This window comes from uncultured Gordonia sp. (genome assembly GCF_937858515.1).
Taxonomy (GTDB): Bacteria; Actinomycetota; Actinomycetes; order Mycobacteriales; family Mycobacteriaceae; genus Gordonia.
In genome coordinates, this window is record NZ_CALLZT010000209.1 from 40,159 (window position 1) to 56,768 (window position 16,610).

The window sequence follows — 16,610 nt, forward strand, 5'->3', positions numbered from 1 at the left end:
CCGGGCTACAACTTCTTGGGCGATTCGGGGACCAGACCGTCGCTGGTCACCAACGGCTCCGGATCGTCCTCGACGGGTGCCGGACGCCCGGTGCGCAGCCGATGATCGATGTAGTTGACCAGATGCGTCAGCGGGATCGTCAGCAGCAGATACACCAGACCCGCGGCGACCAGCGGCGACAGGTTGCCCGTCTGCGCGTTGAGGTCGCGGCCGACGGCGAACAGTTCGCGCTGGCTGGCCAGCAGACCCAGGAAATACACCAGCGAGCTGTCCTTGATGAGGCTGATGAACTGGTTCATCAACGCGGGCAGCACCCGCCGGACGCCCTGCGGGATCACCACCAGCCGCATCGACTGTCCGTAGGAGAAGCCGATCGCACGCGAGGCCTCCAGCTGCCCGGCCTCGACGCTCTGGATACCGGAGCGGAAGATCTCACCGATGTAGGCCGCGGCCAGCAGCGCCAGCGCCACCGCACCCAGCCAGTACGGATTGTTGCCGGTGACGTCGCTGACCACCGGGCCGATGCCGAGCCCGACGATCAGGATGACGACCACAGCGGGCAGGCCGCGGAAGATGTCGGTGTAGATGCGGGCGGGCCAGCGCAGCCACCGCGAGCGGGAGATACCGGCGACGGCCAGCAGCAGGCCGAGCAGCGTGCCGAGCACCCCCGACACCAGCGCCAGCAGCAGTGTGTTGGGCAGGCCGGTCTTGAACAGGTCCGGGAACGATTCCTTGTAGAGGTCCCAGTTGAAGAAGGTGTCGCTCAACTGCGCGAGGGTGCCCTTGCGGGTGCCGGTGTCGTCCTCCTTGCCTGCGGCGTTGTCGCGGGCGATGGCGGCGATGTCGGGCAGGTCGGGTTTCGCGGCTGCCTTGCTGCCGGGGGTCCAGCCCGCAGGCAGTTCGCGGGGTACCCAGTCGGTGTACAGCTTGGCGTAGGTACCGTCGGCGATGATCGCATCAAGTCCGGAGTTGAGCGCAGCCACCAGTTTCGGCTTGTTCTTGCCGACGGCCCAGGCCACGAAGTTGTTGACGCTGAACGTATTCTCGGTGATCTTGACCCCGTCGCCGGGCTTCACCGCGCCCTCGGCCTGCTGCGACGGCGCCACCCAGGCGTCGATCTGCCCGGTCTTGAGGTTGGCGTAAGCGGTGGCGTAATCGGGGAACTTCACCGGGTCGAGCTTGAGGGTGTTGACGACGTAGTCGTCCTGCACGGTGCCCTGCACCACGCCGATCCGCTGACCGGGCCCGAGATCGGAGAAGCTGGTCACCTTGCCGTCGGGCGGCGCGACCAGCGAGAAGTAGCCGAAGTCGTAGCCGTTGGTGAAGTCGACGGTCTGCCGGCGTTCGTCGGTGGTGGTGATCGACGACGAGCCGACGTCGAACCGGTTGTTGGCCACCTGCGAGAGCAGGCCGGCGAATTCGGTGCCGGCGAAGGTGGTCTTGAGGCCGAGCTTGGCGGCGACGGCCTTGAGCAGTTCGTTGTCGAAGCCGGTGAACACGCCCTTGCGGTTGACGCAGATGCTCGGCCCGGCGTCGGAGAGGGTGCCCACGGAAATGGTGCCGGGGGTGATCAGTTCCAGCGCCCTGACGTCGATCTGATCGACCGGGGTGGTCGTGGGCGTGGTGTATTTGTCGACGCCGCCCTCGTCGGCGGCGGCCAGGTTGACCGGTGCCGCCGACGCCGACGCCAAGCCGGGCGCGACGCAGTTGTCGGGCGCGGCGTGGGCCGCCGGCGCCGGCACTGCGACCAGCGCGAGAAGCGCGATCAGCAGCGAGACCGCCGCGATCACGCACAGCCGGACGGGAAGTGGTCGCGGGGGCGCCGCTATCGGTGAGGTGGGCACGATCGGAACCCTACCGAGCCGACGTGCCCATGCTCCGGGTTTCGGCGCTTATCCGGAGGGTTGGCGTCACCGTGACCGAAAGTCACCGGCCTTGCATGCGCGCGATGACCTCCGGCCGCCGCAGCGGCGGCACCGTACTGGGCGGTTGCCGGCGCTGCGGCAGCACACCGAGCAGTTCGCGGGTGGCCGCCGCCACTGCCGCGACGGCCTCTTCGAACGCGACCTCGGTGGCGGCCGACGGATGCCGGATCCCGCTCACCTTCCGGATGTACTGCCGTGCGGCGGCCTCCACCTCGTCGGAGGTGGCCGGAGGTTCCAGACCCCGCAGTTCGGTGATATTTCGGCACATATCCGGCTCCCTGGATCGACTGGCTGCCTCACTCCGCGATCTGGACGACCGCCTTACCCAGGATCTTCCCGGCGGCCATATCCGTCAACGCCTGCGCGGTGTCGGCGAGGCTGTAGGTGGCCGTCACCGGTGGACGCAGCCCCGCCTCGATCATCTCGGTGATCTCGTCGTGGATGAGGCCCGGGATGTTGTCGTTCGGGTGGGTGCGCAGGTACTCGCCCCACGCCGCGCCGACGATCGCGATATTGCGGAACAACACCCGGTTCAGCTTGACGGTGGGGATGCCGCCGGCTGCGAAGCCGACCACGACGTAGCGGCCGTCGGGGGCCACCTGCCGCAGTGCCTCGTCGAATACGTCGCCGCCGGACGGGTCGATCATCACGTCGACGCCCTCGGGTGCGAATTCCCGCAGCTTCTCACCCCAGCCGTCGGTGAGCTGCACGATGTGGTCGGCGCCAAGGCTTTTCAGCAGTTCGTCGGCTCCGGTGCGGTGCACGATGGCAACCACCTTGGCACCCATCGCCTTGGCCACCAGGATGGACGCGACCCCGATACCGCCCGCGGCGCCGAGAACACCCACCACCTCGCCGGGAGCGGTCTGCGCCCGCATCTTGAGCGCGAACACCGCGGTCTGGAAGTTGATACCCAGCGCCGCGCCCTCGTCGAAGGTCAGGCCCTCGGGCATCGGCAGGAGCATCTCGGGCACCACGAGGATCTGTTCGGCGAATCCTCCGATCATCGGGGTGACCAGCACCTTGTCACCCGCCCCGTACTGTCCGCCCTCGGGTGCTTCCCGGACGACCCCGGCCACCTCGGTACCCGGGATGAACGGCAGCGGCGGGCGGGGCGCGGGCTTGGCCGCGGGGGGCCGCCGCACCCGGAAACACACCCCCCACCGCTTTGTGGCGACCGGGGGGGGGGCCGGGGCCCGGGGGGGGTCGGGGATCTCGGTCAGCGCGAGCCCGCCGGGGCCGGTCTCTTCAGTGAGCAGTTGGGCCTTCATCTCTGCGACCCTACTCCGCTGTGATCGAGGGCACCGTTAGGATCGGGGCATGACCGTCTCACCGGCGCACGCCCCGTCCCCCGAACGCCTCGCGGTAGCCGCCGACGCTCCCGGTTTCATGCCCCTCGACGAGGCCCAGACGCTGTTCGAGATCGCGGGAGAATATCTGGCACAACCTGATTCGACGAAGGTGGGCGTCGAGGTCGGCACCTACTGCGGCAAGTCGACGGTGTTCCTGGGGTCGGCGGCCGAGGACGCGGGCGCGGTGCTGGTGACCGTCGACCATCATCGCGGTTCCGAAGAACATCAGCCGGGCTGGGAGTACCACGATCCGACGCTGGTGGACCCGCACAGCGGCACCCTCGACACGTCGGCTCGCTTCCGGCGCACCATGTTCGACGCCGGCCTGGAGCAGACCGTGATCGGGATGCTCGCCCCGTCGACGACGGCCTCCCGCGCGTGGGGCAAGCCGGCCGACTTCGTGTTCATCGACGGCGGGCACAGCATGGAGGCCGCCCAGAACGACCTCGACGGCTGGGCCCCGTGGGTGCGGATCGGTGGTGCGCTGCTGATCCACGACGTGTTCCCCGACCCCGCCGACGGCGGTCGCCCCCCATACGAGATCTATTGCCAGGCACTGGCTTCCGGTCAGTTCACGGAGGTCCGCGTCGAGGGTTCGCTGCGGGTGCTGCGCCGCGACAGCGGCGAGGTGGGGGCACCGCTGCCGAAACCATAGCCGGCCACGAGCGGAGCGACCGGCGGGCACAACGTTCGCCGGCCCCGTTCAGGAACTCTTTTCCGTTTTCTCCCGGCCGTAGCGGCTGAGCGCATCGGCATTGTCGCCCGCTCCCATCAACTGTGTGAACAGTTCTCCCTCACGGGCTTTCGCATCGCGCATCTGCTGTCTCACCGGCTCGACCATCGTATACTTCACCGCCATCAGCGAGGTCAGCGAACGCGAGGCGAGCAGTTCGGCATGCCCGGTGGCCCGGGCGAGCAGGTCGTCGGGCTCGCACACCGCGAAGACCAGCCCCATCGACTTGGCCTCGTTGGCGCCGATCCATTCGGAACTCATCAGTACCCACGCCGCGTTCTGTCTGCCGATCAGCGTGGGCAGCAGGAACGACGACGATGCCTCGGGCGGCACACCGAGGCTGGTGAACGGGCATTTGAGCCGTGCCGTCGACGACATGAACGCCAGGTCGGCGAAACCCAGGATGGTGGTGCCGATGCCCACCCCGAAACCGTTGACCGCGCAGATCAGTGGTTTGGGAAAGTCGATGAGCGCGTCGATAAGTCCGCTGAATCCGTACTCACCGGGGGTGAAGGAGTCGGGATCGGTTGCCCTGACTGTGAATTCGTTCAGGTCGACACCGGCGCTGAAGGCGCGGCCCGCTCCCGTGATGAGCAGCACCGACACGTCGGGGTCGGCGGCGGCGTCGAGCAGGGCACGGGTGAGCCCGTCACACAGTGCCTCGTTGAAGGCGTTCAGTGCCTCGGGTCTGTTGAGGGTGAGGGTCCGGACCTTCGCGTGATCGGAGATCGTGACCACGCTCATTCGGTGACCGCCCCGGCTTTGATCAGATGTCTTGTCAGGAAAGCGATCTCGTGTTGCACGGTCGCCTCGTGCCAGTCGTTGCCGGCGAAGACGTCGAAGTGATCGCACGGATAGTGGCGGACCTCGGCGCGGGCGGTGAACGCCACCTTGGCCGCGGCCTCCGGCGGCGCGCCCGAATCGAAGTCGGCGATCTGGAACAGCACCGGCGCGTCGATCTCGCCGGCCTCCTTTCCCACCCGGAACGATCCGATCTCCATACCGATGGCGGCGTCGATCTCGTTGCGCCAGCTCGGTCCGGCGATGGCCCGGTAGCTCTCGAAGAAACCCGGCGCGCTCAGCGCCGCGTCGGTGTCGCCGGGATAGCCGACGACCCGCATCATCGTCGGCGGTCTGCCGATCTTGGCGGCCACTGTGCTGCCGAGCGCGGCCACCGCCGAGCGCGCCATGCCCGCACCGCTCACGTGTGTGCGAGCGTGTTTGCCCGCGGCGATACCGCTGACCAGCGGCACCACCGCGATCACGGCCGCGATGTCACCGCGTCGCGGGGCGACCTTGAGTACGAGGCCGGCACCGAGCGAGACGCCCCACAGAATGATGCGCCGCGGGTCGACGCCGGGCAGGGTGGCCGCCGCGTCGATCGCCGCGATGTAGTCGCGGGCCTGACCGGTCATCGAGACCCGTTGGCGCGGAGTGCCGTCCGAACAGCCGAAGCCTCGGTAGTCGAAGGCGAACACCGCCAGACCGGCGTCGGCGAAACGCTGCGCGAACGGCGCCAGACCCGAATCCTTGGTTCCGGCGAAACCGTGCGCCATCACCACCGCCGGGCGGTTGCCGTCGGTCTCGAACGGGGAGTCGTCGGAACCGGCGAAAAACCAGGCGTCGCATTCGGTTCCGTCCGAATCGAAGCGCAGTGAGATCGCTCCGCGCGGCAGTGTGGTCTGTGCCGTGCCGCTCATGCCTGCTCCCCCACTGCGATCCGGTCATCGGCCACGTGCGCCCAACTCGGCGGGCCCTGTGTGCGCGCCCGCTCGTATCCGGCGGGCAGTTCGGTGGTGCGCATCTTGTGCTCGTACAGGAAGTAGTCGAGCTGCTGGGTGTGCCGGGCCGACTTCTGCATATGTCCTCGATCGTGTTCGTCGTCGGCGGCGATGTCGGCGCGCATCTCCTGCGCCGACGGCAGCGCGTACCTGCCGACCGCGTACGCGCCGATCAACCGCGCCTGGCATTCGACGAACGGGAACAGCGTGGGGGTGGCCTGCGCGAAACCGTGGAAAATCAGATCGTCGATACCCGGATAGAACATCCGCTTGTACAGGTCGATCTTGTTGTCGGGGGCGCTGATGAAATCGGTGTCAAAGAACGGGAAGGTGATGTTGTATCCGGTGGCGTAGATGATGATATCGAAGTCGTCGTGCGTGCCGTCCTCGAAATACACTGTGTCCCCGTCCAACCGGGTGACATTGGGCTTGGGTATCACATCGCCGGCACCGAGCCGGAACGGCAATTCCACCGACTGGGTGGGGTGGGCCTCGAAGAACTTGTGATTCGGCTTGGGCAGGCCGAAATCCTCCGGCCGACCCACCATCGGGATCATCGTCTGCAAGACCTTGCGCTGCCACGCCAGCGGAATGTGCGGGAATGTGCGGTACAGCTTGTCGGCGGGCACGCTGCCGTAGTACTTGGGCACGATCCACGCACCCGACCGCGTCGACAGGGTGAGCGTGTTGCCCAGCGCCTTCGACGACAATTCCACCGAGACATCTGCCGCACTGTTACCCAGGCCCACCACGAGGATTCGTTTGTCGAAGAACTCGTACGGGGTACGCGGATCGATATAGCTGTGCACGTGCATCTGAATGCCGTTGAACTCACCCGGAAAATCGGGCATCCGCGGATCCCAGTGATGGCCGTTGGCCACTACCAGTAGATCGAAACGCCGGGTTTCCCCACGCTGGGTGGTCAGTTCCCAGCCACCGCCCGGCAGCCGTTCGGCGTGCACGATCCCGTTGGTGAACTCGATGTTCTCCAGGAGCCCGAAAGCCTCGGCATACGAATCGAGATAGGCCTTGATCTGGGTGTGGTGCGGAAAATCCGGATACTCGTCGGGCATCGGGAAATCCCGGAACGAGAGCCGGTATTTGGAGGTGTCGATATGCAGTGACCGGTAGGCACTGCTGTGCCCGTTGGGATTACCGAACGCCCAGTTGCCACCGATCCGGTCGGACGACTCGAAGCAGACGTACGGAACCCCGTAGTCCTTGAGCTGCTTTCCCGCCGTCAGGCCACTGATTCCGGCCCCGATGATCGCCACCGTGGGTAGGTCTCGCGCCACACCCGCACCCTTCTTCTCAACAGATCCCTGGAGTTGCCCAGATCACACCACGACCCAGTGTAGACACTTTCGCAACTTTGTCTACCCCGGCTGGTAGAGTACCCATCCATGAAGATGGCAACCGACAGGCCCGAACCCGACGCCCGGGACAGGATCGTTGCCGCTACACAGAAACTGTTGGCCGCCAAAGGAATACGCGCTCTCACCGTCGCCGAAGTGGCCGATGCCGCCGGAATGTCCCGAGCGTGGCTATACCGCCAGTTCCCCGACAAACAGTCGATGGTCGGCGCAGCCATCGTGGCGATCAGCGACGCATTCTGGACCAACGCCCGAGCCGAACTGGAAAAGCTCGACTCCTTCGCCGACCAGATGATCGTCGGGGTCCGGGTGGGCCGAGGCGCCTACGACGATCCGGGACCGGTCCTGATCCGGCTACAGCTGACCGAACCCGAGGAGTACGCGGCCTGCATCGGCCCCGGTGTGGCCGGACTGATCCCCGGTCTGGCCCAGTTCTGGCGCCCCTTCGTCGACGCCGCCATCACCCGTGGCGACATCGCACCCGGACACGACCCGGCGGAAACCGCGGAATGGGTTGCACGCCTGATGATCAGCATCGGCACCACCCCCAGCACCACCCTGAATCCGGACAACCCCGCAGACGTGTCCCGCCACATCCACCACTACGTCATGCCGGCCCTTGCTTCGGACCCGGGATAAGAACCACCCTCCACAGAGTGACCGATGCAGATATCCATCGATCGAGCTGTGGAGGGTGGTTCTTGTTCGTGTTCATCCACAGGCTGGAGATTTATCAGAGGTAGGTTTGATTTTGGACTGATACTGGTTCTGTGAACCTAGATTTGATCTACCGCAGGTTCGGTGGGGTGGCAACCAGCAGGCAACTCTATTCTCTGGGCTACACGCCGAAGCAGATCCGGCAGGCCTCGGCAGCCGGACAACTCACGCCTCTTCGCCACGGATTCCACGCCTTTCCGGACGCCGACCCGCGCGTCATCAGCGCCGTCGCCGACCATTCGGTGGTCACCTGCGTCACGGCGCTGACGTGGCACCAATTGTGGATTCCCGAGCACGACAAGCGGGTTCATGCGCGTGTCACCCGGCATGAGCGTCGGCAGTCTCATGACCGATGCCGACGACACGGTCGGCCGACGCCGGCGCGGGGTTCGATCGACGATGTCGCCACCGCACTTGCGTACTACGCGCGATGCTTCAGCGAGGAGGAGTTCATCATCGTGTGCGACTCCGCCCTGCACCACGGCAAACTGAGTCACGATGAGCTTCGCCGCGAGTTCCTCGGCGCTCCGGAGAAGCTGCGGGCAGCTATCGAACGATGCGATCGGCGCGCGGCGTCGGGAACAGAAACAGCTACGCGACTACGACTGCGCAGCATGGGGGTTCATGTCGAAGTCCAGCATCATGTGCCAGAAGTGGGCTGGGTGGACCTGCTGATCGGCGGCAGACTGGTTCTGGAGCTCGACAGCCGGGATCACCACACGGGCGAAAGCAACTACGAGTCCGATCGCACGCGCGACCGAAAGCTGGTGGCGCAAGGCTACCTACCGATGCGGGTAACCTACGGCCAGGTATTCCGAACCTGGGACTCCACCTACCGGGACATCCAGTCCGTGATCGCGCGCGGGCAGCACCGTCGCAAACCCGGATAAAAACCACCCTCCACAACCCCCGCGATGCAGATATCCATCACGCGCCCCATGGAGGGCAGTTTTTGACCAGGGTCAGACGACTGCCGGGGCAATACCGAGTTTGCCGGCCAGTTTTGCCAGGTAGGCACTTGCCTTCTCTACTGAATCGTCGGGGAGGCCGTAGAGGACTTCCGTTACTCCGATTTCTTGCCAGCGGGCCAGCTTTTCGGGGTCTGGACGGAAATCCAGGACCACGATCTGGGGGGTGCCTTCGCGGCCTGCGTCGCTCCAGATCTGCTTGAGCAGAGCCACCGAACCCTCGATGTCGGCCTCGCCGGGGGTGGTGATCCAGCCGTCGGCGCTGCGGGCGATCCACTTGAAGTTCTTCTCGTTGCCGGCGGCGCCGACGAGTGTGGGGATCAGGCCCTGCGGCGGCTTGGGCCAGGCCCAGCTGGTGCCGAAATCGACGAACTCGCCGTGGTATTCGGCCTCCTCGTCGGTCCACAGCGCGCGCATCGCCTCCAGGTACTCGCGCAGCATCGTGCGACGACGACCCGGAGGCACGTTGTGATCGCCCAGTTCATCGAGGTTCCAGCCGAATCCGACGCCCAGGGTGACCCGGCCGCCGGAGATATGGTCCAGCGTCGCAAGGGTCTTGGCGAGGGTGATGGGGTCGGACTGTACCGGCAGCGCCACCGCGGTGGCCAGCCGGATCCGTTCGGTCACCGCTGCCGCGGCGGACAGGGTCGTCCACGGATCCAGGGTGCGCATGTACCGGTCGTCGGGTAGTGACGAGTCGCCTGTCTGCGGGTGGGCGGCGTCGCGGCGCGTGGGGATGTGGCCGTGCTCGGGCACGTAGTAGGAGGCGAACCCCGCCTCCTCGATCAGTGGCGCCAGGATCTGCGGTTTGAGCCCGCGGTCACTGGTGAACTGTACGATGCCGAACTCCATCAAAGCCTCCTGGACAGGTGTCTAGTGGCTAGAACTGTAACACGTTCTACCCGCGTCGCCCAGGGGTGACCGCACATCCCGGAAAATGCCGTTGGCAGCGCTGGTGCGCGAGATCGCGTCAGCGGCCAGCACCACGGCCGCCGACGTCCAGCAGGACTTCTCCACCGGCCAGCGCTTGCCGTCGGAGAACACCAGACCGGTCCAGTACGATCCATCGGGATCGCGCAGATGCTGAATGGACTCGACGAGCGCGATCGCGTCGGCGGTGTCGCCGAGCGCGTCGAGAGCCAGTGCCAGCTCGCTGGTCTCGGCGCCCGTCACCCACGGCCGGTGATGCACGCAGCGTGCGCCCTTGCCCGGCACCACGAACTCGTCCCAGCGCTCGGCGATGTGCCGCTGCGCACGCTCCCCGCGCATCGCACCGCCGAGGATCGGGTAGTACCAATCCATCGAGTGTTCCGACGGGGGTTCGAAGGCGGTGTCCATCCGTTCGGTGAAGGCGGCTCCGAGCGCGGCGTGCGCAACGACGAAGTCCTCTTCGGGCTGGCGCATCTCGGCCGCGATACGAATGGCGCAATCCAGTGCGTGAAAGATGCTGGCATTGCCGGTGATCTGCGCCTCGGAGAATTTCGCACCGGACGGATCACCGCCCCAGCGAAATGCGCCGTCGGGCCGCTGGAACGTCAGTACCAGTTCCATCGCCCACCACACAACCGGCCACATACGGTTCAGAAACCTTGTGTCACCGGTGATCTGGTAGTGATGCCACACCCCGACGGCGATGTAGGCGCAGAAGTTGCTGTCGATGTTGGGGTCCTCGACCCGGCCCGCGACGGTGCGGATGGGCCAGGATCCGTCGGCCCGCTGATGCCTGCGCGACCAGTCGTAGGCCGCTTCGGCTTCGGCATGAAAACCCGTCACCGACAATGCCATCGCCGATTCGATGTGATCCCACGGATCGGTCTGACCGCCGGGGAACCACGGCAGCGCACCCGAATCCTCCTGCATGGCAACGATTGCCGCGCCCGTCGCCAGGACCTGTTGAGCGGTGAGGACTCCCGCGATCGCGGGGATCGCCATCAGGCCGCTTCGGCCGCGCCGGGTTTACGCAGGTACAGCGCCACCGACTTGCCGATCACCGGGTTGAGGAGCTGCTCGCCCACCCTGGTCAACTTCGGTGCGCTCATCATGTCCCACACCAGCAGTTTGTGATATGCCTTGACCAGCGGATTACCGTCATTATCAACGCCCACAGCACATTTGAGCCACCAGTACGGCGAATGGAGGGCATGGGCGTGATCGGTACCGGTGACCTCCAGGCCCGCCTTCTCCAGCTTGCCGGCGAGCTCGGAGGCCTTGTAGATGCGCACGTGGCCGCCCTCGACCTCGTGATACGGCGTCGACAGCGCCCAGCACACCTTCTCCGGCCAGTACCGCGGAACCGTCACCGCCGCAAGGCCACCGGGCTTGAGCACCCGCACCATCTCGGCGATCGCGGCGTCGTCGGACGGGATGTGCTCGAGGATCTCCGACATCAGCACAACGTCGAAGCTGTTGTCCGCGTACGGAAGATGCAGGGCATCACCGACTTCGGCACGTGCCTTGGCCGACGCGGGAACCTGCCCCTCGGCCATCATCGCGTCGAACATCGCGCCCACATCGGTCATGTCGGATTCGCTCATGTCGAAGGCGATGACATCGGCTCCGCGGCGGAACATCTCGTATGAATGCCGCCCCTGGCCTGCGCCGATATCGATGGCCTTGGTGCCCTCCCCGACGTTCAGCCGGTCGAAATCCACTGTCAGCACTGGTCTTTCCCCTTCACTCCGGCTCCTGTTCGAGCCAGCACCGTCTCGTAGTGTGCGGCGGTCTTGGCGGCCACGGCCGCCCAACTGTAGGACTCCTCGACGCGGGCCCGGCCGGCCGCGCCGACCTGCTCACGCAGGGCGGCGTCGTCGAGCAGCCGCCCGATCTCCTGCGCCAATCTCTCCGAATCACGCGGTGGCACAATCACACCCGCATCGCCGACCACCTCCGGGATCGCCCCGGCGCGGGTGGCCACCAGCGGCGTCGAGCAGCTCATCGCCTCCACCGCCGGCAGCGAGAAGCCCTCGTACAGCGACGGCACGCACGCCACCTGCGCCGAGGCGAGCAACCCGGCGAGTTCGGTGTCTTCCAGGCCGGAGACGACGTTCACCCGGTCCCCGATGGCCAGGTCGTCGATCAGCTTGGCCGACGGGCCGTCGGGGTCGAGTTTGGACACCAGCGTCAGCGAGACATCACGTTCGGCACCGAGTTTGGCGACGGCCTCCAGCAGATACGACACCCCTTTGAGCGGGGCGTCGGCGCTGGCCACGCACACGATCCGGCCGGACACTCGCTCGGGCGCGGCATCGGCGGTGAACACGTCGGTGTCGACGCCGAGCGGGATGGTGGTGATCGCACCCTTGTCGACGTCGAAGGCCTTGCGGATATCGACCTCACTGCTGCGCGAGACCGTCAGGAGTTCGGGTATGCGCCGGGCTACCCGGCCCTGCATCGCCAGGAACGAATGCCACCGCCACGCGGAGATCTTCTTGAGCCCCCTGGCTGCCTTGACGGCGAGCGCCCGGTCGCGGGTGATCGGGTGATGGATCGTGGCGATCAGCGGGAATCCGGTGCGCTGGATGTCGAGCAGGCCGTAGCCCAGGCACTGGTTATCGTGCACGACATCGAAGTCGGCGCGGCGGGACTTGAGCAGCCGGGCCACGCGCAGGCTGAACGTGAGCGGTTCGGCGAAGCTCGCCGTCCACATCGACAGCACCTCGATGACGTCGATCCAGTCGCGGTACTCCCGCGGGCGGGGTGTGCGAAAGAGGTTCGGTTCGTCGTACAGGCCGAGGCTGGGCACCTTGGTGACGGTGACACCGGCATCGACGGCCACCTGGTCGAGTTCGGGGTACGGGGCGCCGGAGAATATCTCCACCTGATGGCCGAGCAGGGCCAGTTCGCGGCTCAGATGCCGGACGTAGACACCCTGTCCGCCGCAATGCGGCTTGCTCCGGTAGGACAGCAGGGCCACGCGCATCAGTGAACCACCTTTCGCCATTCGTCCTGGACACCTGTCTGGAACGTGTTCTAGTTAGCCGAGACTGTACCAGTCGCCAGACGAACCATCCGCCGGCAAAATGTTACTGCCCGCCGCTCAGGACCAGTTCCATGAGTTTGGTGGGCGCCGCACACGGGTCGGCGGGGGTCGCGCCACGTGGCTCGGTCCACCACGTGAACACTCCGCGGCTCGGGGCCCGGGCGGTGACACCGCATTTGGCGGAGTCCTTGGGGTCGCGCTGTGTGAAGCCCGTCTGACTGGCGATCTTGATGTTCTCGGTGGTGTAGCCGAATTTCTTGGCGATCTGCTTCTCTGAGTTGAGGCTGCCCGATTCGTACCAGGTGAATGTCACCGATGTGGTGGTCGCGCCGGTGACGATCCACCGGCAGATCGCTCCGACGAAGGTACCCTGCGCGACGGCGCCGCCAACCACCTTCGCGATCGTCGAGTCGGACAGGATGTTGCATTCGAGCAGCAGGTTGTCGTAGCGGTCCGTGTCGACCTTGCTGTCGCCGCCGGTGTCGCCCTGGCCGGTGGCGACGGGCGTGCCGTCGATCGTGCACCCGGTGAGCAGCAGCAGGGTGGCGGCGAGCGCCGCGAGGGCGTAGCGGGCGCGTTTCATGATGCTCGCTCGATGACCAGCCGGGACAGTTGCCGGGCGGACTCACAGACGGTGTCGATCGGCGGCAGGGTCGTGGCCGTCGACCCGCGTTCGGCGGCGCTGACCGACCATTCGAAGAAGTCCGAACCGAATCCGATTCCGATCTCACAGATGCCCTGGGTCTGGTCGTAGCCGATGAAACCCTTGTGGCCGTTGATCTCGATGTTCTTGGCGGTGGCCCGGGAGAGTTTGACGTTGGCCTCCTCGCGTCCGATGGGCGAGCCGCGGTACCAGTTGAACGACGCGACCTTTCCGGTGCGGTCGGCGCTGGCATCCCATTCGCAGGCCGACGTGTTGTTCACGGTCTGGGTCAGGCCTGCGAATCCGGTGATCCGGATGACGTCCTCTGTGGTGACGCCCCCGCAGGGACCGAAGAACGGACCCGCGGCCGCGGTCGGGGTGTTGTCGGGGTCATCGCCGGTGCCGCCGCCGTCGTCACCGGAGCAGCCGGCCAGCAGCGCCGCCGACAATGCCACGACGGCCACCAGGAAACTTGATCGCATCCGGAGTTTGTCGAGGTCACGACGCTCACGTTTGGTGGGTCTGCCGGCTCCGCGATCACGCAGCGGGACACTGGCGACGATTTCTCGCGGCGGTGGGGGCGGACTGTTGTCGATATAGCATTCGGCGGCCATCGGCGCCGACACGCGCTTGCTGATCAGTTTGGTGACCTCGACGATCCGTTCGCGGCCACCGAGACGGACCCGGACCTCGTCGCCGATCGCGACGGTGGTGGCCGGTTTGGCGGTGGCCGAGTTGACCCGAACATGTCCGGCCCGGCAAGCGGCGCCCGCAGCCGAACGGGTCTTGGTGAGGCGGATCGCCCAGATCCAACTGTCGACGCGTGTCGCCATCCGACTCCTCTGTCCCACACACGGTTAACGGCATCCACTCTAGCCACAAGCCGGGCTGTGGCGGGGACGGGACGATGTCGTCTCGAACGCGGCCCCGGACATGACGGTGCAGCCGCGACCAACCACCGGAGTACGCCTCGAACGCGGCCCCGGACATGACGGTGCCCTCGCGCCACGGGGGATTCGCGCGAGGGCACCGAGTATGTGACGGCAGCACGTCCGGGGAGACTGCGGGAACGGGGGATTTCCCGCGCTGCCGTCGTCAGGTGTATCGATGGCCTCAGGATGGGCGTTACACACATCGCACAAGAATTTTTCTCACGGACCAGAAGACGCGTTTCGCGCAGGTCAGAGGTGTTCGTTCACGGGTCCGGCGGGGGCGAGCAACGCGGCGGTGGCCATCGATGCCAGCAGTCTGCGCAGCGCGGGCCGCGGGTAGTCGGGTAGCCGGGGTGAGGAGTTGAGCAGCCCGAACACGGCGTGGACACGTACGCGGGCCTGCTCCGGACCGAGCGCGGGCCCGCCGGCCTCCCGACCCACCTCGACCAGCACGTCCACCCACCGTTCGACGTACCTGCGCTGCAGCGAACGCACCTCGTGGTTGGCCTCCTGGCTGAGCGAGGACAGGTCGCGGTCCTGCACCGAGATCAGATCCGGCTTGGTGACCAGCATGTCGATGTGGAACTCGATGAGCGCCCGCAGCGTCGCGGACGGCCCTGAGCCCGCTCCGCCGTGCCGGTCCACGACCTGCTCTCCGCCCTCGTACAGGCGTCGGCTGATATCGACCAGGAGCTCATCGAGCAACTCGGATTTGGAGGAGAAATGCCGGTACATGCCGGGGCCGCTGATCCCGGCCGCGGCCGCGATGTCTTCGAGCCGGACGGCCGCGAAACCCCTCACCGCGAACTGTCCGGCCGCCGCTTCCAGCAGCCCGGCCCGGCGGGCGGCCTTCGCCTGGCCACGCCGGGTCAGCGGGCGCTCGGCACCGGTCGGTGCCCCATCTTGGGTCGTCATGTGTCGGCCACAGTGCGTCTTAGCGGGAGTAGACGACTCTGGTTCGCAGGACCACGTCGGCCGCCGACCGGCGTTGCGCGTCGATCGCCGACCAGAACAATCCCGCTGCGAAGAACGTACAGAACACCGCCCGCGCCAATGCGATCACCGGCGAGAGCTTCCTGCCGTTGCGGTCGACCACCCGCAAACCCATCAGCACGGATCCGGGTGTGCGACCGGACACCGCCCAGCATGCCGCCAGATACAGCACCGACACGACGATGAATCCCGCGACGGTGAATATGGTGTCCGGCTGGGGGAAGGCAAAACTCCGGACCGAGGTGAGCAGCCGCGCGGCCACCACCGAGAAATAGCAGATCACGAGGATCAGCAGCACGCCGGCGATGTCGACCATCGCCGCGACACCGCGGCTCACAACACCCGCGGGCTTGTCACTGTCGCGCACGCCGTGTTCGGCCTCGGCCGGTGGCCGATCGCGCGCAATACCCTCACCCATCCGTACCTGACCTGCGCCGGAGCAATCTGGATACCGCCTGGGCCACCGCGTCGTCGGCACGCTCACCGGTGCTGCGCACGTCGGTCACCACGTCGCCGGTGACCGTGGTGCTCGCCGAGCGGATGATCTCGGGCAGGTCGACCCCGTCGATGACGCTGTTGGCGATAGTGATCAGATCCACCCCCGCGAGCACGGCGTCGAGATCGACGCGCCCGATCAGTTCGTCCAGATCGAGCGCCGCCAGCAGTGCGTCGAGATCAACCTTGCGCAGGAGCGCGTCGAGGTCGAGTCCGGCGAGTACGACATCCAGGTCGACCCCGGCGAGCACGGCATTGAGGTCGAGACGGCCGAGCAGGGTGTTCAGGTCGACGCCGGCGAGCAGGGTGTTGAGGTCCAGCCGGGCCAGCAATGCGTTGAGGTCGAGCCGCGAGAGCACCCGGTCGAGGTCGATCGACTCCAGCAGCCGGCCCAGGTCTACCTCGGCGAGCACCGCATTCAGGTCGATACGACCGACGACATTGTCGATGGCGATCCCGCCGACCACCGCGTCGACGTCGATGGTCTTGACCGCTCGGTCGATGTCGACGGTCCGCACGATCCGGTCGACATCGATCGCTCCGAGGATCAGACCGGTGAGGTCGACCTCACCGATCAACGCACCGGTGGTCCGCTTGACCCGACCGACACCACCTGCGGCGACACCGAGCGTGGTGGACACGATACGACCGGGCACGCCCAGCACCCACCCCACCGCACCATCGGTCACTTCGCCATCATGTCACGGTGTCCGGCGTTT

At 66.5% G+C, this 16,610-nt stretch carries 18 protein-coding genes; 3 read left to right on the top strand and 15 right to left on the bottom strand.

What is annotated here, in order from left to right:
• Window positions 1-5 precede the first annotated feature (5 nt).
• The 3 genes from Q0627_RS20480 to Q0627_RS20490 form a co-directional block, all read right to left on the bottom strand.
• On the bottom strand, window positions 6-1,772 hold the full coding sequence (locus Q0627_RS20480; RefSeq protein ID WP_298812501.1) for an ABC transporter substrate-binding protein/permease: 1,767 nt from the start codon (window positions 1,770-1,772) through the stop codon (window positions 6-8).
• A 154-nt stretch (window positions 1,773-1,926) separates the two neighbouring features.
• Window positions 1,927-2,193 carry a DUF2277 domain-containing protein gene (locus Q0627_RS20485; RefSeq protein WP_298812381.1) on the bottom strand — a complete coding sequence of 89 codons (267 nt, stop codon included), beginning with the start codon at window positions 2,191-2,193 and terminating at the stop codon, window positions 1,927-1,929.
• A gap of 28 nt (window positions 2,194-2,221) precedes the next feature.
• A complete protein-coding gene (locus tag Q0627_RS20490; protein ID WP_298812384.1) occupies window positions 2,222-3,196 on the bottom strand; it encodes an NADPH:quinone oxidoreductase family protein in 975 nt (324 codons plus the stop codon).
• 49 nt (window positions 3,197-3,245) lie between these two features.
• On the opposite strand from Q0627_RS20490, the gene Q0627_RS20495 reads away from it, so the two are divergent.
• The gene (locus tag Q0627_RS20495; RefSeq protein ID WP_298812386.1) at window positions 3,246-3,932 is read left to right on the top strand and encodes a class I SAM-dependent methyltransferase; all 687 of its coding nucleotides are present in this window, start codon (window positions 3,246-3,248) and stop codon (window positions 3,930-3,932) included.
• Between the two features lie 48 nt (window positions 3,933-3,980).
• Here the strand turns inward: Q0627_RS20495 and Q0627_RS20500 are convergent, their stop codons facing one another.
• From Q0627_RS20500 to Q0627_RS20510, 3 genes are read right to left on the bottom strand one after another with little or no spacing between them, the layout of a single operon-like run.
• Window positions 3,981-4,754 (bottom strand): enoyl-CoA hydratase/isomerase family protein, encoded by a 774-nt coding sequence (locus Q0627_RS20500; protein ID WP_298812388.1) that lies wholly within the window; start codon window positions 4,752-4,754, stop codon window positions 3,981-3,983.
• Window positions 4,751-5,710 (bottom strand): alpha/beta hydrolase, encoded by a 960-nt coding sequence (locus Q0627_RS20505; RefSeq protein ID WP_298812391.1) that lies wholly within the window; start codon window positions 5,708-5,710, stop codon window positions 4,751-4,753. Before Q0627_RS20505 ends, Q0627_RS20500 begins: the two co-directional genes overlap by 4 nt.
• Window positions 5,707-7,086 carry an NAD(P)/FAD-dependent oxidoreductase gene (locus Q0627_RS20510; RefSeq protein WP_298812394.1) on the bottom strand — a complete coding sequence of 460 codons (1,380 nt, stop codon included), beginning with the start codon at window positions 7,084-7,086 and terminating at the stop codon, window positions 5,707-5,709. Before Q0627_RS20510 ends, Q0627_RS20505 begins: the two co-directional genes overlap by 4 nt.
• A gap of 108 nt (window positions 7,087-7,194) precedes the next feature.
• Between Q0627_RS20510 and Q0627_RS20515 the strand changes: the two genes are divergently transcribed.
• Window positions 7,195-7,803: a TetR/AcrR family transcriptional regulator gene (locus Q0627_RS20515; protein WP_298812397.1), complete on the top strand. Its 609-nt coding sequence runs from the start codon at window positions 7,195-7,197 to the stop codon at window positions 7,801-7,803.
• 131 nt (window positions 7,804-7,934) lie between these two features.
• Window positions 7,935-8,771 carry a DUF559 domain-containing protein gene (locus Q0627_RS20520; RefSeq protein WP_291010801.1) on the top strand — a complete coding sequence of 279 codons (837 nt, stop codon included), beginning with the start codon at window positions 7,935-7,937 and terminating at the stop codon, window positions 8,769-8,771.
• A 72-nt stretch (window positions 8,772-8,843) separates the two neighbouring features.
• Here the strand turns inward: Q0627_RS20520 and Q0627_RS20525 are convergent, their stop codons facing one another.
• The 9 genes from Q0627_RS20525 to Q0627_RS20565 form a co-directional block, all read right to left on the bottom strand.
• Entirely contained in the window at window positions 8,844-9,701 is an 858-nt protein-coding gene (locus tag Q0627_RS20525) for an LLM class F420-dependent oxidoreductase (protein WP_291010804.1), read from the bottom strand.
• 21 nt (window positions 9,702-9,722) lie between these two features.
• On the bottom strand, window positions 9,723-10,781 hold the full coding sequence (locus Q0627_RS20530; RefSeq protein WP_291010807.1) for a prenyltransferase: 1,059 nt from the start codon (window positions 10,779-10,781) through the stop codon (window positions 9,723-9,725).
• Window positions 10,781-11,509: a class I SAM-dependent methyltransferase gene (locus Q0627_RS20535; RefSeq protein ID WP_291010809.1), complete on the bottom strand. Its 729-nt coding sequence runs from the start codon at window positions 11,507-11,509 to the stop codon at window positions 10,781-10,783. The genes Q0627_RS20530 and Q0627_RS20535 overlap by 1 nt, the downstream gene beginning before the upstream one ends.
• Window positions 11,503-12,768: a glycosyltransferase family 4 protein gene (locus Q0627_RS20540; RefSeq protein ID WP_298812410.1), complete on the bottom strand. Its 1,266-nt coding sequence runs from the start codon at window positions 12,766-12,768 to the stop codon at window positions 11,503-11,505. The genes Q0627_RS20535 and Q0627_RS20540 overlap by 7 nt, the downstream gene beginning before the upstream one ends.
• A gap of 103 nt (window positions 12,769-12,871) precedes the next feature.
• Entirely contained in the window at window positions 12,872-13,411 is a 540-nt protein-coding gene (locus Q0627_RS20545) for a DUF3558 domain-containing protein (RefSeq protein ID WP_298812413.1), read from the bottom strand.
• A complete protein-coding gene (locus Q0627_RS20550; protein WP_291010817.1) occupies window positions 13,408-14,304 on the bottom strand; it encodes a DUF3558 family protein in 897 nt (298 codons plus the stop codon). Before Q0627_RS20550 ends, Q0627_RS20545 begins: the two co-directional genes overlap by 4 nt.
• Window positions 14,305-14,652: 348 nt before the next feature.
• Window positions 14,653-15,318: a TetR/AcrR family transcriptional regulator gene (locus Q0627_RS20555; RefSeq protein ID WP_291010819.1), complete on the bottom strand. Its 666-nt coding sequence runs from the start codon at window positions 15,316-15,318 to the stop codon at window positions 14,653-14,655.
• Between the two features lie 19 nt (window positions 15,319-15,337).
• The gene (locus Q0627_RS20560; protein WP_291010821.1) at window positions 15,338-15,814 is read right to left on the bottom strand and encodes an RDD family protein; all 477 of its coding nucleotides are present in this window, start codon (window positions 15,812-15,814) and stop codon (window positions 15,338-15,340) included.
• The gene (locus Q0627_RS20565) at window positions 15,807-16,580 is read right to left on the bottom strand and encodes a hypothetical protein (RefSeq protein ID WP_298812420.1); all 774 of its coding nucleotides are present in this window, start codon (window positions 16,578-16,580) and stop codon (window positions 15,807-15,809) included. Before Q0627_RS20565 ends, Q0627_RS20560 begins: the two co-directional genes overlap by 8 nt.
• Window positions 16,581-16,610: the final 30 nt, after the last annotated feature.

Excerpts from the sequence above, each read along its gene's own strand:
- Q0627_RS20545 (WP_298812413.1), bottom strand. The coding sequence starts at position 13,411 with ATGAAACGCGCCCGCTACGCCCTCGCGGCGCTCGCCGCCACCCTGCTG.
- Q0627_RS20525 (WP_291010804.1), bottom strand. The coding sequence starts at position 9,701 with ATGGAGTTCGGCATCGTACAGTTCACCAGTGACCGCGGGCTCAAACCG.
- Q0627_RS20495 (WP_298812386.1), top strand. The coding sequence starts at position 3,246 with ATGACCGTCTCACCGGCGCACGCCCCGTCCCCCGAACGCCTCGCGGTA.
- Q0627_RS20540 (WP_298812410.1), bottom strand. The coding sequence starts at position 12,768 with ATGCGCGTGGCCCTGCTGTCCTACCGGAGCAAGCCGCATTGCGGCGGA.
- Q0627_RS20505 (WP_298812391.1), bottom strand. The coding sequence starts at position 5,710 with ATGAGCGGCACGGCACAGACCACACTGCCGCGCGGAGCGATCTCACTG.
- Q0627_RS20560 (WP_291010821.1), bottom strand. The coding sequence starts at position 15,814 with ATGGGTGAGGGTATTGCGCGCGATCGGCCACCGGCCGAGGCCGAACAC.
- Q0627_RS20550 (WP_291010817.1), bottom strand. The coding sequence starts at position 14,304 with ATGGCGACACGCGTCGACAGTTGGATCTGGGCGATCCGCCTCACCAAG.
- Q0627_RS20530 (WP_291010807.1), bottom strand. The coding sequence starts at position 10,781 with ATGGCGATCCCCGCGATCGCGGGAGTCCTCACCGCTCAACAGGTCCTG.
- Q0627_RS20485 (WP_298812381.1), bottom strand. The coding sequence starts at position 2,193 with ATGTGCCGAAATATCACCGAACTGCGGGGTCTGGAACCTCCGGCCACC.
- Q0627_RS20490 (WP_298812384.1), bottom strand. The coding sequence starts at position 3,196 with ATGAAGGCCCAACTGCTCACTGAAGAGACCGGCCCCGGCGGGCTCGCG.
- Q0627_RS20500 (WP_298812388.1), bottom strand. The coding sequence starts at position 4,754 with ATGAGCGTGGTCACGATCTCCGATCACGCGAAGGTCCGGACCCTCACC.
- Q0627_RS20555 (WP_291010819.1), bottom strand. The coding sequence starts at position 15,318 with ATGACGACCCAAGATGGGGCACCGACCGGTGCCGAGCGCCCGCTGACC.
- Q0627_RS20515 (WP_298812397.1), top strand. The coding sequence starts at position 7,195 with ATGAAGATGGCAACCGACAGGCCCGAACCCGACGCCCGGGACAGGATC.